Annotated in this window: 9 protein-coding genes; all 9 read right to left on the bottom strand. The window is 52.6% G+C overall.

From position 1 onward, the window contains the following. Positions 1–10: 10 nt before the first annotated feature. A complete protein-coding gene (gene gspF / locus AACS80_RS08255) occupies positions 11–1,234 on the bottom strand; it encodes a type II secretion system inner membrane protein GspF (RefSeq protein ID WP_135410448.1) in 1,224 nt (407 codons plus the stop codon). Next, positions 1,234–2,727: a type II secretion system ATPase GspE gene (gene gspE, locus AACS80_RS08260; protein WP_135410449.1), complete on the bottom strand. Its 1,494-nt coding sequence runs from the start codon at positions 2,725–2,727 to the stop codon at positions 1,234–1,236. The genes gspF and gspE overlap by 1 nt, the downstream gene beginning before the upstream one ends. Beyond that, positions 2,727–4,787 carry a type II secretion system secretin GspD gene (gene gspD / locus AACS80_RS08265; protein WP_000498829.1) on the bottom strand — a complete coding sequence of 687 codons (2,061 nt, stop codon included), beginning with the start codon at positions 4,785–4,787 and terminating at the stop codon, positions 2,727–2,729. Before gspD ends, gspE begins: the two co-directional genes overlap by 1 nt. 29 nt (positions 4,788–4,816) lie before the next feature. Next, positions 4,817–5,776 (bottom strand): type II secretion system protein GspC, encoded by a 960-nt coding sequence (gene gspC / locus AACS80_RS08270; RefSeq protein WP_135410450.1) that lies wholly within the window; start codon positions 5,774–5,776, stop codon positions 4,817–4,819. 15 nt (positions 5,777–5,791) lie between these two features. Further along, entirely contained in the window at positions 5,792–6,202 is a 411-nt protein-coding gene (gene gspS2 / locus AACS80_RS08275) for a type II secretion system pilot lipoprotein GspS-beta (RefSeq protein WP_138183744.1), read from the bottom strand. 65 nt (positions 6,203–6,267) lie between these two features. Continuing rightward, the gene (gene pppA, locus AACS80_RS08280; RefSeq protein WP_135410451.1) at positions 6,268–7,077 is read right to left on the bottom strand and encodes a prepilin peptidase PppA; all 810 of its coding nucleotides are present in this window, start codon (positions 7,075–7,077) and stop codon (positions 6,268–6,270) included. Positions 7,078–7,261: 184 nt separating this feature from the next. Then, positions 7,262–11,824, bottom strand: coding sequence for a lipoprotein metalloprotease SslE (gene sslE / locus AACS80_RS08285; protein WP_138183745.1), 4,563 nt, complete (start codon positions 11,822–11,824; stop codon positions 7,262–7,264). 495 nt (positions 11,825–12,319) lie between these two features. Then, positions 12,320–14,002, bottom strand: coding sequence for a glycolate permease GlcA (glcA, locus tag AACS80_RS08290; RefSeq protein WP_106991688.1), 1,683 nt, complete (start codon positions 14,000–14,002; stop codon positions 12,320–12,322). A gap of 355 nt (positions 14,003–14,357) precedes the next feature. Beyond that, the gene (gene glcB / locus AACS80_RS08295; RefSeq protein ID WP_135410452.1) at positions 14,358–16,529 is read right to left on the bottom strand and encodes a malate synthase G; all 2,172 of its coding nucleotides are present in this window, start codon (positions 16,527–16,529) and stop codon (positions 14,358–14,360) included. Positions 16,530–16,545: the final 16 nt, after the last annotated feature.

Consider the following 16,545-nt stretch of genomic DNA (forward strand, 5'->3'; position numbering starts at 1 on the left):
ACTCCGTAAATTACATTCCAACCATATTGTTCAGTTGCAGCATCGGTTCGAGGATGGCGATGACGATAAACAGCACCACGCCCGCCATCATCACCACCAGCGCCGGTTCAAACAGTCCTAACGCCAGCCCCACCTGGGTATCAAATTCCCGTTCCTGGTTGACCGCGGCCTGTTCAAGCATGGTTTCCAGTTCGCCGCTCTGTTCGCCGGAGGCGATCATGTACAGCATCATCGGTGGGAACAGGCGCAACTCCGCCAGCGCAGCGCGCAGACTGCTTCCTTCGCGGACGCGATCTGCCGCCAGCAGCAGTTGCTGCTCAACATAGCGATTTGCCGACACCGCGGCAGCGGTCTGAATACCTTCCAGTAGCGGAACACTGCTGGCGGTGAGGATGCTTAACGTGCGGGAAAAACGCGCCGTATTCAGTCCGCGAGCGACACGCCCCGTCACGGGCAGGCGCAGCAGGGTTTTATCCCAGCGCAGGCGCATAGCGGGATTTTTAAGTAGCCGTTGCCCCAACACCAGAAGCCCCAGCAGACCAGCCAGCCAGTAAACGCCGCTGGCCTGTAACGCGTCACTCATAGCGATGAGCATTCGGGTGGAGGCGGGCAGCGCGTGTCCGAGATGATCAAACTGTTCGATAATTTTCGGCACCACTGCCGTCAGCAAAATAGTGACCACGCCCGTTGCCACCACCAGCAGTACCAACGGATAGAGCATGGCCTGCAGCAGGCGTGATTTCAGGCGCTGCCGCTGTTCGGTGTAATCCGCAAGGCGATTGAGCACCACGTCGAGATGCCCGGATTTTTCTCCGGCGGCTACCATCGAACAAAACAGGGAGTCAAAGACGCGGGGATGTTCGCGCAGACTGTCCGACAGGGTGTAACCTTCCTGAATCCGGCTGCGCAGCGCCATTCCGAGGCTTTTCACATGCAGTTTTTCACTTTGCTCACTGACCGCCTGTAAGCAGGTTTCCAGCGGCATTGCTGCCTGCACCAGCGTTGCCAGTTGGCGAGTGAACAGCGCCAGATCTGCCGCCGCCACACGACGATGTGCGTGTCGCCGACGCTGCAACATTCCCCCTGTAGAAGCATTCATCCGGGCTTCAATGTTCACAGGGATAAGCTCTTTAGCGCGCAACAACTGGCGGGCATGACGCGCGGAATCCGCCTCAATCATGCCTTTGGTTTTGCGACCATTACGCTCCAGCGCCTGATAGTAAAACAGTGCCATTACGCCTCCATCGTGACCCGCAGCACTTCATCGAGTGAGGTTTCTCCGGCGAGCACTTTCTCAATGCCGTTGCTGCGGATGCCCGTAGAGTGTTGCCGGACATAACGTTCCAGCTCCAGTTCCCCGGCCTGACGGTGGATCAAATCACGCAATGTGGCGTCTACCACGATCAGCTCATGGATGGCAGTACGTCCGCGAAAACCTTTGTGATTACAGGCGGGGCACCCCTGCGGATGGTACAGAGTGACAGTACGGGCGTCGGTAATCCCCAGCAGGCGTTTTTCTTCGTCAGTGGCAGGCGCAGCCTGGCGGCAGTCGGGACACAGCGTGCGGACCAGTCGCTGCGCCATCACGCCCGTCAGACTGGAAGAGAGCAGGAAAGGCTCCACGCCCATATCCTGCAAACGCGTAATCGCCCCCACCGCCGTGTTGGTATGCAGGGTTGAAAGTACCAGGTGTCCGGTCAATGACGCCTGGACGGCGATTTCTGCGGTTTCGGTATCGCGGATTTCACCGACCATCACCACATCCGGGTCCTGACGCAAAATCGCGCGCAGGCCACGGGCGAAGGTCATGCCGACGCGGGTGTTAACCTGCGTCTGACCGATCCCTTCAATCATGTATTCGATGGGATCTTCAACCGTGAGAATGTTGCGCGAATGGTTGTTCAGCTCCTGCAATCCGGCGTACAGCGTGGTGCTTTTGCCGGAACCTGTCGGCCCCGTCACCAGAAAGATGCCGTGCGGTTTGTGTAACAGCTGGCGCAACTGCGCGGTCAGTTCGTGACTCAGCCCCAGACGTTCCAACGTCAGGCGGGCCTGGTTTTTGTCCAGCAGTCGCAGCACCACGCGCTCGCCCCAGGCAGAAGGCATGGTGGAGACACGCACGTCAATCGCCCGACCGCCCAGCAGCAGCGCAATACGTCCATCCTGCGGTACGCGCTTTTCGGCAATATCCAGCCGCGCCATCACCTTGATACGCGATACCAGCAGCGAGGCCAGTTTGCGCCCCGGGCGCAGCATTTCATGTAATGTGCCGTCAACGCGAAAACGGATCACCAGACTCTTTTCAAACGTCTCGATGTGAATATCCGAAGCGCCTTCTTTAATCGCCTCTGCCAGCATGGCGTTGATCAGTTTGATGATCGGCGCATCGTCGTCACTTTCCAGCAGATCTTCCGTTTCTGGCAGTTCTTCAGCGAGGGTAAAGAAGTCTTCGGCGGAACCGAGATCTTCCATCAGCTGGCGGGCCTCGGAAGAGTCCCGCTGCCAGACCGCATTCAGCCGCTGTTCAAATTCGGCCTCGTCGATTTGCCGCAGCGTAAAGGGCGCGTTCAGCCCCCGTTGCAGCTCCTGCAAAACAGAGAGCGACAACGGATGAACATGGAGGATCTCCAGCGACGCTTCGCACCATGCCACCAGGCTAAACCGACGGCTGAAACTGTAGGGCAGACGCACGGTGTTAGCGGTGGTTTCCTGTGCTACAGGCACCATTAACGCGTTCTCCCGGCATTAAGGAACGCGCGAACTTCCGGCGGTAGAGCCTGATTTTGCGCAGGCAGTACCGGCTGCGCGGTGTGCGGCATCAGGCTTAAGCCTTGCTCATCACGATAGATCTGCTCGGCGCGCATATAATTATATTTGCGCTGCGACACGCCGTCTGCCGCCATACCGTCACGCAGAATGGTCGGGCGGATAAACACCATCAGGTTACGTTTTTCTTTTTTATCCGCCGTCGATTTAAACAGGTTACCAATCAACGGGATATCGCCCAGCAGCGGCACCTTCGCCACGCTTTCTCCCGCCTGGTCGTCCATCAGGCCGCCAAGCACGATCAGCTCACCATCGTTAGCCAGCACGGTGGTTTTCAGTTTGCGCTCGCCAAACACGACGTCGAGGCTGGTCTGTCCTTCCACCTTCGAGACTTCCTGTTCAATCACCATCTGTACCGCGTTACCTTCGTTAATCTGCGGCGTGACTTTCAGCATGATGCCGACTTTTTTCCTCTCTACCGTATTGAAAGGATTGCTGTTATTGGAGCCAACGGTAGAGCCGGTTAATACCGGAACATCCTGGCCCACCATGAAGAAGGCTTCCTGGTTGTCCAGCGTGGTGATGCTCGGCGTGGAGAGAACGTTCGAGCTGGAGTCGTTTTTAACCGCCTGTACCAGCGCCATCCAGTCGCCTTTCACCACACCAACCGCCGTACCGCTAAAGCCAGAAAGCAGCTGGGCGAGCGTGGAGAGATCGCCGTTAGTATCCGGGTTAATGGTGGTAGCGCCGTTTTCACTGATCACCGTCGAGCCTTTCTGCGGTTTCGCCTGAGAAATGGCTGCCCCCAGCGTGCCAATAGGGATCTGCGTACCGTTAGCAAACTGCATTAATCCGGCATCTTTCGACGCCCACTGCACACCGAAGTTGATATTGCTGCCTTCGGCAACTTCCACGATCAACGCCTCGACATGCACCTGAGCACGGCGAATATCCAGTTGTTCAATCACGCTTTGCAGCGACTGCATGATGTCCTGCGGCGCGGTAACAATCAGGGCATTACTGTGTTTGCTGGCAGCAATGGAAACAACCTCACGCCCACTACCGACCGTGCCTTCCGCCTCTTCTTTAGCCGCCGTGAGCGTGCCGCTGACCTGCTTCAGTACATCGACCAGATCTTCCGCTTTGCTGTATTTGAGATAGAACACCTGGCTGTTGCCGCTACGCTCCATTTCTGAATCCAGCCGACGGATCAGGCGGCGCATTTTGTCTCGCGTGGCGGGGTCACCGCTGACAATCACACTGTTGGTGCGTTCGTCGGCGACAATTTGAGATTTCAGCGTCGCAGGCTGGTTCTCGCCGCTATTTTTGGTCAGGCTTTCCAGCACGCGGGCGATTTCCGAAGCCGAGGCGTTATCCAGCGGAATCACCTCTTCAGTGCGATTACCCGCATGATCCACACGCTGGATCACTTCCGTCAGGCGCTCCACGACGGAGGCACGTCCGGTGAGCATAATTACGTTGGAGGGATCGTAATTAACAACGTTGCCTGAGCCTGCGCTGTCGATCATCTGGCGCAAAATCGGCGCCAGCTCGCGGACCGAAACATTGCGTACCGGCACTACTTTGGTGACCATTTCATCGCCCGCGTAGTTGTCGCTACCTTCACCGACCAGCGGCAGCGGCTCGACTTTCGCGGCGCTGGATTTCACCACCTTCAGCACGTCGTTTTCCATCGGTACGACGGCATACCCCTGCGCTTCCAGCAGGTTAAGGAATAGCTGGTAATACTGGCGTTCATTGAGCGGGGTCATGGTGCGAATACTCACTTTCCCCTGTACGCCCGGCCCCATAATGATGGTCTTATTAAGGTTAGCGCCGACGGTTTCGATGAACGATTTCAGGTCGGTATCTTTAAAATTAGCGGTGAAAGTGGCTTCTTCCGCCCAGACCGGTGAACTACATAATGCCGCTGCCAGCACCAGCGGCAGTAAACGCTTTTTTGTTTTGAGGCCAGTTGTCTTCTTACGCCAGACCGACAACGTAATATCACGCCAAAACACGATGAATGATTCTCCTGGATTAAATGCGGTTAGCGCAGCGCGATGGAAATGTCGTAGCGCGCACCCTTGCGTAAAACCGTAAGTTGAATGGAATCCATTGAAGGTAACTGCCGCATCAGAGCAATCATTGCTCGTGGATCAGTGAAATCCTGCTGATTTAGCGCAATGGCGATATCGCCTTCCTTGAAACCGCTGGCATCGAACAGAGAACGATCTGCCCCCGGTTTCACTGCATAACCGACAATCCCCTCCTTACGCACAGGCGTAAGCTGGATATAGTTAAAAATTTTCTGCGGATCTTTCGCCAGCGCCTGACGCACGGCAGCCGGGATCTCAACGGGCGCACTGACAGCAGGCTCAGCAACAGCTTGCTTTGCTTCGTCACTGGCGGCTTTTTTGTTGGTCACGGCTACGGTGGAACGCTCCTCTTCAGCCAGACTCAGGCGCTCTATTTTTCCCTGATAGCGCAGCATCACATGGTCGCGGTTGATTTCCTCAATCACCGCGTTGTGAGAGCCAAGCCGTTCGCCCTGCAAATAAACCTGTTGTTTGCCGCCTTCTTCAATAACCGCGCCGGGTCTGGCACCAAAGGCGATCCCACGCAGCACCACATTAAGACGCGTTTCTGCCACAGGCGCAGGTTCGGGTTGTTTTACCGGTGCGGCGACGGGCTGATATTTGCCAAACCAGTTTTGTTGGCTGATTAATTGCACGTCATTTTTATCGAACGGTTTTGCACCTGCACGGGTCGGTTTATTCGCCGATGGGGAAACCTCCGTATATTCCGCAGAAAAGGAGATATAACGCCAGAGTGAATACGCCACTTTTGCAGAAATAATAAGCAGCATCAGCCAGAACATCCCGCGTGCAATTTTGCGCAGATGCTCTTTGTCTGTATTAAGAGATTGTCTCTGGCTAAGTGTGTGACGAATTTTTGTCAGCCATTGAATGAGATAAATTCGTGTGTCACGAAAAACAACCCGCGCCAATTTATATACCCGACGTTATGCTTTGACTATTCCACAGGTGGTACGATCCAGTTTCCGCTGATACTGGTTACCTGTGCGTGTATCATTAATCGTTATGCTGTAATTAATTCCCTCGGTGATCATTAATTTCACCGTCGGATCAGCGCACATTTGTCGTTGGTAGCTGGTTAAAAAGGCGTCAGGCGTCTGCGTGGTCTGAGTACCCGCTTCGCCGATAATGGTCATTTTTACCGTCGTGCCGCTACTTTGCGCCAGCACTAAGGTATATCCCGCAGATTTAATCGGCAGGTTTTGGCTGATATTTTGCGCCTGTTTTTTCGCCAGTAAACTGGCATTTTCATTATGGCTGGCGCAGCCACTTAATAATCCTGTAACGCTCAACAATAGCGATATTAATACCCTCCCTGGCATTTGTTTTATCGACATGGTAAATAATCTCTAAGGTTATTAATAAGAGTTAAAATGTCACTTCGATAATGACATGGTTATCATTAAAACAATGCCTGTAGATAAAGTGTTGCTATACCGCCCAGACTTAAACACGGTCCAAAAGGCAGTGTGGTTGATCCTCTTTTTGTAATAACGGCATATATCAGGCCGCAGCATGAGGCGATTAAAGCAACATTGGGTAGCGACAGTGCTCCCACCCAGCCACCTAACGCAGCGAAGAGTAATACATCGCCCATGCCTAATGCTTCTTTACGCAGAACTATTCCGGCTATCCAGCGCAGGGAGTAAAAACTGACAAATCCCACCAGTACGCCGGTAACTGCGTCTTGTAGCGTTAACGGACTCTGTTGCGCCCATGCCGCAATCAGCCCGGTCCACAATACGCCCTGAGTAAAAACATCGGGCAGCCATTGGTGATCGAGGTCGATGATGCTCGCGGCAATCAGCCAGGCGGATAATATCATCACCGCCAGCCCCCATCCACTTTCCGGCCACACCTGACTCGCAAGCAAAAAAGCGAGTGCCGTCAATAACTCGACCAGCGGATAACGCTTGCTGATTTTCGCCTGACAGTCGCGGCAGCGCCCTTTGAGCATCAGCCAGGAGAGCAGCGGAATGTTGTCACGTATCCGGATGGTCTGCTGACAATGCGGACAGTGCGAACGCGGCAGCGCAAGGCTTATTTTTGACTGCGCACTCGGCATTTCACCGTGAAACTCCGCCATTTGTTGGCGCAGCATGATAGGGTAACGCCAAATCACCACATTCAAAAAACTGCCGATGATCAATCCTCCGACGGTTGCCAGTATGGGCATCGCCGCAGGGTATTGCTGAAAAACATCAAAAAGCATGGTTAAAGGTTATTTGTTGTAACTTGCCGGATGCGGCGTGAACGCCTTATCCGGCCTACGGGTGTCTGCCAACGCAAATAATCGCGGCTTTCCCTCCAGGCCCGATAAGCTGGCGCATCGGGCATATGTGTTAACCCGATGCACCTTATTTCATGCCGGATGCGGCGCGAGCGCCTTATCCGGTTTATTCAGCAGGCATCGAATACTCGGTAACCTTGTTAATGGTTTCCGGTCCTCCTTGCTGCGGTTTCGGCAGACCAAGCGCAGCGAGCTTGTTGTAAGCCGACTGGCTCACACCGCCCTCGAAGCTCATATCGCTTGCCCCCGGCAGCTGATAAGCATTCGCGCCCGGATTCCATTTCTTAAAGAACTCCGAAAGATCCGTCTGAGCGACCCAGGAGGCACACAGCATCAGCGTGTCGGCAGCGTTACCATTGGATTCAGCACAGTAATTCTTGCCACCAAAGGTCTTGTCACCAACATCATCGCCGCGTGCTTTACGATGCATCAACTGGAAGAGGTTCCAGCCTTTCATCCCCTCACGCTCGCTGTAGAACTCTGGCAGCTTGCTATCTGGATACCATTTCTTGATATCAAAGTTTTTCTCTGCCCATTCCTTCAGCTGCGCGTACATCAGCAGACGGTCACCCGCACCGCCGCGCGCCCATGCCTGACCGTTGCTCTCGTCCAGATATTCCGGCGCGACGGTAATATCTTCAGCGACACGGTTCATCTTGCCGAGATAGCGATCCTGCATGTACAGCGCCAGCACGTTGTTCGCCACTTCAGTTGCGCCCGGTACAGTCAGTGGTGTTTCTGCGGCGTTATGCCCTACTTCATGCCAGATCAGCCAGTCGTTCAGCGGCGTCGTCGGCAGCGTGGTGCTGTTCGTCGAGAAGCTGCTGTTCATTACCGGATAACCAGAGTGCGCATCACCGATGGAGATCTGCACATCGTTGGTGAAACGGTGTTTGTGACCCGGCAAGTTTTCAAAGGTAAACATCCGGTGGTCGCCGTTTTCGCCATCGCGTCCGTAGAAGTCATTCATCGAGCTGGCAAAGGTATCCAGTTCCTTAGCGAATTGTTTTACGCCACCCGTGAAATTGCTGGCATTCAGGTTCTTCTTCGGCGTGGTATAGACGAACGACGCAGACTCCAGCTCGCCTAGCGGCGCAGGGGAGTTCAGATCGTGTTGCCACTTACCGTCTTTATAGAACGGCGCTTTTACTACACCGGTAAAGGTGAATTTGGCTGACTCATTCTTTGAGCTGTTGCCCTTGATATAAATCAGACCACCGTAAGGCACCTTGAAGGTCACCGTGCCTTGAGCATCCAGATCATAGGTTTTCGTCACTTTTGGCGGACGGTTCAGAGCAACTTCATGCTTCTCACGTCCGGTCAGGTCGTCGGCCAGCGCCACGGTGACAGTCACAGGAACGTTCGCATTGGACTTAATGCTGACTTCCTGCTGAGCCGGAGCCCACAGGCCTGTAGACTGCATGTTACCCGCAAACCATTTGGTCGGACTCGAGTACAGGCTGATGCTTTCAGTAACCTCCTGCCCTTCTGCCGATACCGCTCCCGGATATTTCTCGACATCAACCTTAATGTTCAGATCCCACCAGGAACGACCCAGCATCAGGCGTGTCAGCGGTTTTTCCATATAGTTGAGCGGATAGCTCGGGTTCATCATGCCCGCTTTGGCAGTTGTATCTCCGTAGATCATATTGTTATCGACCAGCGATTTTTTCAGATCTGCAGAACACAGCGTGCCTTCGGTATAGGCATTGTTGGCGTAGCAGTTCAGGAACTCGGTGAACGTTTTAAAGCCCAGCTCGTCTTCCTTGCTGCTGTCATAGCTATATTTAATGTCGTTCCACAGCCAGACCGACATGTTCTGGTACAGACGTTCCAGATCGACGCTGCTCAGACGCTCACCTTTGCGACCATTGGTACGGAAGTAAAGCTCATGCTGATACAGGCGCTGAATGTTGGTGCCTAAATCCGCCGCCTGCACCATCGCTTTCGCAGTGTCGGCGCTGAGATTCAGTTGCGTATAGCGCGGAACAAACATGCCAGTATTATTCTCTGGCGTTACAGGAACTCCCGTGCCCGGGCGGTATTCCAGACAGTTGACCTCATAGTGATATGCCGGGTCCTTACATTCCTTTAATCCAGGAAACGCCTCAAAGATTTTTGCCTTTGCCGCCTCCAGAGACTCTTTTGTTTTAAACTCCGCCTCATCGATAAAGGCATAGCGTTTGACCTGTTTGCCATCGACATCTTCCTGCCAGCTGGCAACTTCCAGTTTCGGTTTCTTATCAGGTTTGTTATCAATCTGATATTTCCAGGTAACTTTTCCTGTTTGGGAATCAATGGTGTACGGCAGTTCACCCTCCACAACCGGATAACGTTCATAAACCCAAATGCCAGTCGCTCGACGCTGGCGCACGCGGTCTGGATAACCCTGCGGATCGGTATTCACCACCGATTTGTTAAGCGCCATCGACAGACCTGCGGCATCAAGCAGACGTACAAAGCCTGATGCGCTCTCTTCCTTAAGATTGCTCATCACATTTTCCATGATCAGCACCGATCCGCCTTTGTTCAGATAGGCGATCAGATCCGTCACATCCTGCTGGGTCAGCTTCGGTTTGCTGGTATCTGCACGCAGAGGCACTGCATAGGGATCGCCAGACCACTGAGTCACATACTCAAAGCCATTGAGGATCAGCAGAGGAACTTCATCTGGATTCAGATTGCCATAACTGGTCAACGGTTTAACCGTGATACCTGCGAAATCCTTATGGAAAGCAAACGGAGCACTATTTCCTAATACCTGACCCGCTTTTTTGAAATAAACCGTATCCAGGTTAGTGCCCACGGTCATACTGCTCTTCGCATCCGGCAGCCAGCGTTCATTTGACAGATAGCGCAGTACGTTCTCCATGAAGTTCTTCATGTCGTCCGGATCGCTGTCGAGCGTACACTGTCCGTCTTTATTAACGCTCCCGTTCCAGCTGTAACCGTTCGGGCAACGCAGAATGCTGTTGTAGTGCGGGTTACCGATAACCATCAGTTTACCCTCACCAACTTGCCCCAGCGAAATAAATGGCAGGTTGAAGGTCGCGGTATCGCGCGTAACGTTTTCAGGTACCACAAGAGAAGGCGCTTCAGTAATGTACGCCAGCTCGTTTTTATCCCAGGCGCGTTTTTCGCCGAAGGCCAGCCAGTAGTTTTTATCATTACGCGCCATCAGAATCGGGAATGCCGCGTTGGAGATATTTACCACCGCCTGACCGCGCGCATTACCGGTGCTGCCATAGAAGTTGGTAGAGTCATGGAAGACGTGGAATTTCGTCACCGATTTGTAATCTTCATCCACGCCCCACAGCTTGTTGATAACGCCCTGAATCTGGCCGTCATTAACATTGCGCGTCGTCAGCGAGAACCAACGCTGAGAGTTGCAGCCCCCAAGGGAGTCACAAATCGCCGTATCAATCTCTTTAGCCTGCCCGGATTCAAACTGCTCAAGAAATTCGTTTGTCCGCTCAAAGGTTTGATCGCCTTCGCTCAACGCCTCGCCATTGGATAACGAGAGATTGATAATCTCGTTGATCACGTTGGGATACTCGGCAAAGACCTTGCGCACTACGTCCGGCACTTCACGCTCATCATTTTTTCCGGCCTGGGAGTAACGATGAATCAGCTGATCGACATTCGCGCCGCGAACTTCGTCGCCCAGCTCAGTCAACGCAATGGTCGACTTATTGCCGCGTACTGAGCCCAGTTCAAAGGTGTCGATACCAAAGGAGATGGTTTCGCCCCAGCTGAAGTTGAATTTGCCGTTTTCGCCAGTCACGCCACGGCCTGAGCTGGTGTAGTAATTTACGCCAACCACACCATTGCCCATGCTATCTACCAGTCGGCCTTCGGAGAGAATGATTTCCGTAGGTTGATACTGATAAAACTGTTCCGCGTTAGCCGACACGAAGGAAGCGTTCAGATCCGGTTTTGTTCCCGGTGTGGTGACTGGCACAACCGGTGAAGTATGAGTGGATGGCGCTTTATCAGTCGCGGCATTGTTTTCCACCTCTTCATTGACCAGCTTTTTGAACTCTTCCGGTGCCAGATCGATTTGCTTATACAGCGAGTCGAAGCGTTTACTCTCGATCACCGAGGAGAACGTCAGGCAAACCTGTTCTGTATCCGCCGGACAACTGTTCATGGAGGTTACCAGCGAGAGCGCATTGCTTTTCTTGTCATCAGACCCCGCCAGTTCTTGCGCATCCTCAAGGCTAAACGACACTTTTTCAACCGCACGCAAGCTACGCGCAGCTTCTGACTGAGTGTTGAAGGTGGCAATTGTCGTGTTACCTGCCACGCAAGTAACGTTCTCGCCAGGTGTAAAAGTAAAGCCGTCGCTGGATTCACCATTACATTTAGCACCGATTACCCGCTGGCTTCCGCCCAGGGTCAGATAACCTGTTTTCGTAGGAACAGGTTCTGGCTCCGGTTCTGGCGTTGGCTCTGGCTCAGGTGTCGGGTCCGGAGTAGGTTCAGGCTCCGGCGTCGGCTCCGGGGTTGGCGTTGGGTCGGGTTTCACTTCCGGCAAAGACCCGGTTCCAGAATCTACAGGCGGAGTATCGGAGGAAGAACCTGAACCGCCGCCATCACAACCGGTTAATAAGGTTGCGCTTAAAATAGCCGCTAAAAGCGATTTTTTATATTTAAATTTCTTATTCATTAATAACGCAAGTGACAAAATATAGTTAAAAAATTCGTAACTGGGGAAATAGTTTTATGTTTTACCTTCTCTAGTAACTTCCTCCATTCTTAAAAAAACTGCATTATTGATAACGAAACAGGTGAAATTTATAAGAATATCCCCTATTCGATGTCAGACGGGGTATTTATAAAATGATTCAACAAACAAAAAAGTAACAATTATTCACAATGTAACTATCCCAAGTTGTTGATAGTTTTAACGATTGCGATTGCAAAAGCAACAGACAGCACGGTGTTTGCTCATCAAGCGAACACAATTAATACAGACTTGTTTTGCGTGACAAAAAAATAGATATTCTCACTCCCTTAATTATTTAGCGAGTTATCTGAACACGAAATATTATTTATGCATGGATAATAAACAACGAAATGATTTTACAATTATTTAGTCAGGATAATGAAACGTGAGTAGAAAGAAGCCGGATGATATTGACGATCATCCGGCATTATTGACTTACGAAACTAACATTCCGGTAAACACATATGCCTGCAGCAGGGTGATAATGCCGATAACGCTGGCAAAAATCAGACTGTGCTTCACGGTGTAGCGGAACAGTTCAGATTCTCGGCCCACCATGCCCGTCGCGGCGCAGGCCACGGCGATAGATTGCGGGGAGATCATCTTGCCAGTTACGCCGCCGCTGGTATTTGCTGCCACCAGCAGAGTGTCAGAGACGTTGATTTGCTGCGCCGTGGTTGATTGTAGTGAACCAAACAGAGCGTTCGAGGAGGTGTCCGAGCCGGTAAGGAATACCCCCAGCCAGCCGAGGAATGGCGAAAAGAACGGGAACATCACACCAGTACCCGCCAGTACCAGCGCCAGCGTGGTAGACATACCGGAATAGTTGGTCACGAAGGCAAATGCCAGCACCATGCCAATCGACAGTATCGGCCACTTCAGGCTAATTAGCGTTTCTGCAAAGACGCCAATACCTTTCTTGATCCCCACGCCGAGGATGAAGATAGAGATAATCGCTGCAATAAAAATAGCGGTGCCGCCAGCAGAGAGCGGGTCGAATTTAAACACCGCGTCCATTGGCGTCGGCTGGGCGACAATGGGGGCCGCTTTCAAGACTTGTTGATGCAAATGAGGGATCTGGAAATTAATCACCAGCGAATAAAACGCACCGCCCGGAGCAAATAACGCTTTAAACGGCTTCATGGTCCAGATGGTGACCAGCACCGTTAAGATTAAAAACGGTGACCACGCGCGAATGATTTGCCCCAGACTATATTCTGAAGGCACGGGACCGCCAGAAGACGGTTTATTCACCACCATCGCACCTGCGGATTGCCCCATGCTGATTGCCGTTTCGGTATTTTTCGGTCGCCAGACTTTAAGGAATAAAGACAGTGAGACGATACTCACCAGCGCCGAAGTAATATCCGGCAGCTCAGGACCAATGTAGTTAGAGGTAAAGAACTGGGTAACCGCAAAGCTACCACCCGCAACCAGCGCCGCTGGCCACGTCTCTTTCACCCCTTTCCAGCCATCCATCATCGCCACCAGCCAGAACGGCACCAGCACCGACAGGAACGGCAACTGACGTCCCGCCATTGCACCAATGTGGAACGGATCGATTCCGGTCACCTGACCGGCGACCAGTATCGGCACGCCCAACGCACCAAACGCCACCGGCGCAGTGTTGGCTATCAGACATAGCCCCGCTGCGTATAGCGGTTTGAAGCCCAGGCCCACCAGCAATGCCCCTGTAATTGCCACCGGTGCGCCAAAGCCTGCCGCCCCTTCCAGCAACGCGCCAAAGGAGAAACCAATCAGTAACACCTGCAAACGCTGATCGTCGGTGATGGAGATAACCGAACTGCGGATAATATCAAACTGACCGCTGGCAACGGTTAATTTATACAGGAATACCGCCGCGACAATAATCCAGGCAATAGGCCATAATCCATAAATAAAGCCATAGCCCGCAGCCGCAAATGCCATATCAATCGGCATTTTAAAGGCGAATATCGCAATCAGGATAGATAATATAAGGGTTATTGCTCCAGCGACATGCCCTTTCAGACGTAATACCGCAAGTGCAACGAAGAAGAATATTATTGGGATCAGGGCAACCAGAGCGGATAGCCCCAGTCCTCCCATCGGCATATACATTTGGGTCCAGGTAACCATATTGTTCAGTCTCTTATTATCTTTATATGCTTGATATGATTAAGGTTGTAATAAGCAAAAGAGGACTGAACTGTAAAATATAGGCGTTATACTTTACAGCAACAGTACGCTGCTAACGCAATTGCTACCTCTGGCATAACAAGTATATCGGGTAAGGGTTTCTGTTCCGCACACGCAGGTGCAGAGTATCGTTAAGATGTCCATATTGTTGTTTTAGGCCCGCTAGTAATGCGCTGCGGGTATTTAATTTTGTTAAACCCTGATAATCGCTCCGGTTATTTCCGGGATAAATGTACTACCGCAGTTACTATAATAGCCCCGACAATAAAACTTGCCGGGGCTTTTTTTGACGCTATTAATGACTTTCTTTTTCGCGTAAACGCCAGGCGTGTAATAACGGTTCGGTATAACCGTTTGGCTGTTTCACGCCGAGGAAGATCAAATCGCTGGCAGCTTTAAAGGCACACGAGTTAGCGAAATTCCCCGCCATCGGACGATAAGCCGGATCGCCAGCGTTTTGCTGATCAACCACTTTCGCCATATTCTCCAGCGACGCCTGCACCTGCTCTTTGGTCAGAATGCCGTGGCGTAACCAGTTGGCAATATGCTGGCTGGAGATGCGCAGCGTTGCACGGTCTTCCATCAGCGCCACGTTGTGAATATCCGGCACTTTTGAACAACCAATCCCCTGCTCTACCCAACGCACCACGTAGCCCAGAATTCCCTGCACGTTGTTATCCAGCTCTTGTTGGATCTCTTGCGCCGACCAGTTAGCATTTTCAGCAACCGGAATGGTCAGCAGATCGTCCAGCAGCGGTTCAAATTCAGCATTGAACTCGGTCTGGGCAATGTTGGATTGCACGCTCTGTACGTTGGTTTGGTGGTAGTGCAGCGCATGGAGCGTAGCTGCAGTTGGCGACGGAACCCAGGCCGTGTTTGCCCCGGCACGTAACTGGTCGCCCTTCTGGCTGTACATGTCTGCCATCAGGTCCGGCATTGCCCACATGCCTTTGCCGATTTGCGCTTTACCGCGCAGCCCGCAGAACAGACCGGAAAGCACGTTATTGCGCTCGTAGGCTTTGATCCACGGCGTCGATTTCATCTGGTTTTTACGCAGCATCGGGCCAGCTTCCATCACCGAATGCATCTCATCGCCAGTACGGTCGAGGAAACCGGTATTGATGAACGCCACGCGGTTGCGCGCCTGAGCGATACAGCTACGCAAGTTCAGCGAGGTCCGGCGTTCTTCATCCATAATGCCCATTTTCAGGGTATTCGGTGCCATACCGAGCATTGCCTCAACGCGGGTAAACAGTTTGTTGGCGAACGCCACTTCCTGCGGACCGTGCATTTTCGGTTTCACAATATAGACGCTGCCAGTGCGCGAGTTTTTCTGCACTTTTAAATCATAGAGGGCAATCGCGCCAGTCATGACGCCATCAAGAATGCCTTCCGGAATTTCATTGCCTTCGCTGTCCCAAATTACGGGAATGGTCATCAAATGACCCACGTTGCGGATAAACAGCAGCGAGCGCCCGTGCAGAGAAATTTCAGAGCCATCGGCGGCGGTGTACTGACGATCGTCATTCAGTTTACGCACGATTTGCCGACCGTTTTTCTCCATTTTCTCTTGCAGAGTCCCCTGCATCAGGCCCAGCAGGTTGCGGTACAGCAGGATTTTATCTTCCGCATCAACCGCAGCGACCGAATCTTCACAGTCGAGAATGGTACTGATGGCGGCTTCAACGATAACGTCGTTGATGTGCGCCGGATCGTCTTTGCCAATTCGCCCGTTGGCATCGATTTGCAGCTCAATATGCAGGCCGTTATTTTTCAGCAAAATGCAGGTCGGCGCAGCGGCATTACCACGGTAACCGACAAACTGTGCCGGAGTACGTAACGTGGTTTCTTTACCATTTTTCAACTGGATACGTAATTGTTTGTCGACCACCTTAAACGCCACCACATCCTGATAGCTGCCGTTTTCCAGCGGTAGAGATTCATCAAGGAAACGCCGAACCCAGGCGATAACCTGCTCACCGCGCTGCGGATCGTAGCCGCTGACCATCGCCCCTTCCTGTGGGATGATGTCGCTGCCGTATAACGCATCGTACAGTGAGCCCCAGCGAGCGTTTGCCGCGTTCAGCGCGTAGCGGGCGTTCATCGCCGGAACCACCAGCTGTGGCCCCGCCTGACTGGTGATTTCACTGTCGATGCCCGTGGTTTCCACCGTAACGTGGTCCGGCTGCGGCACGAGATAGCCCAGTTCACGCAGGAAAGATTTATAAGCCGCTTTGTCTTTTACCGACCCCGGATTGCTGCGATGCCATTCGTCCAGCGCCGCCTGAATGCGATCGCGCTCTGCCAGTAATTGACGATTTTCTGGCGCCAGATCGTGAACGATCTCATCAAAATTGCGCCAGAACGCCGCAGCGTCCAGCCCTGTTCCCGGTAAAACTTCTTCATCCACAAAACGTTTAAAATTGGCGTCAATGCGTAAACGGCCCTGGGTTATGGTTTGACTCATTGTTTATCTCCTCGTT

This window comes from Escherichia sp. E4385 (assembly GCF_963883145.1).
Classification (GTDB): domain Bacteria; phylum Pseudomonadota; class Gammaproteobacteria; order Enterobacterales; family Enterobacteriaceae; genus Escherichia.

Excerpts from the sequence above, each read along its gene's own strand:
- gspF (WP_135410448.1), bottom strand. The coding sequence starts at position 1,234 with ATGGCACTGTTTTACTATCAGGCGCTGGAGCGTAATGGTCGCAAAACC.
- glcB (WP_135410452.1), bottom strand. The coding sequence starts at position 16,529 with ATGAGTCAAACCATAACCCAGGGCCGTTTACGCATTGACGCCAATTTT.
- pppA (WP_135410451.1), bottom strand. The coding sequence starts at position 7,077 with ATGCTTTTTGATGTTTTTCAGCAATACCCTGCGGCGATGCCCATACTG.
- sslE (WP_138183745.1), bottom strand. The coding sequence starts at position 11,824 with ATGAATAAGAAATTTAAATATAAAAAATCGCTTTTAGCGGCTATTTTA.
- gspS2 (WP_138183744.1), bottom strand. The coding sequence starts at position 6,202 with ATGTCGATAAAACAAATGCCAGGGAGGGTATTAATATCGCTATTGTTG.
- glcA (WP_106991688.1), bottom strand. The coding sequence starts at position 14,002 with ATGGTTACCTGGACCCAAATGTATATGCCGATGGGAGGACTGGGGCTA.
- gspE (WP_135410449.1), bottom strand. The coding sequence starts at position 2,727 with ATGGTGCCTGTAGCACAGGAAACCACCGCTAACACCGTGCGTCTGCCC.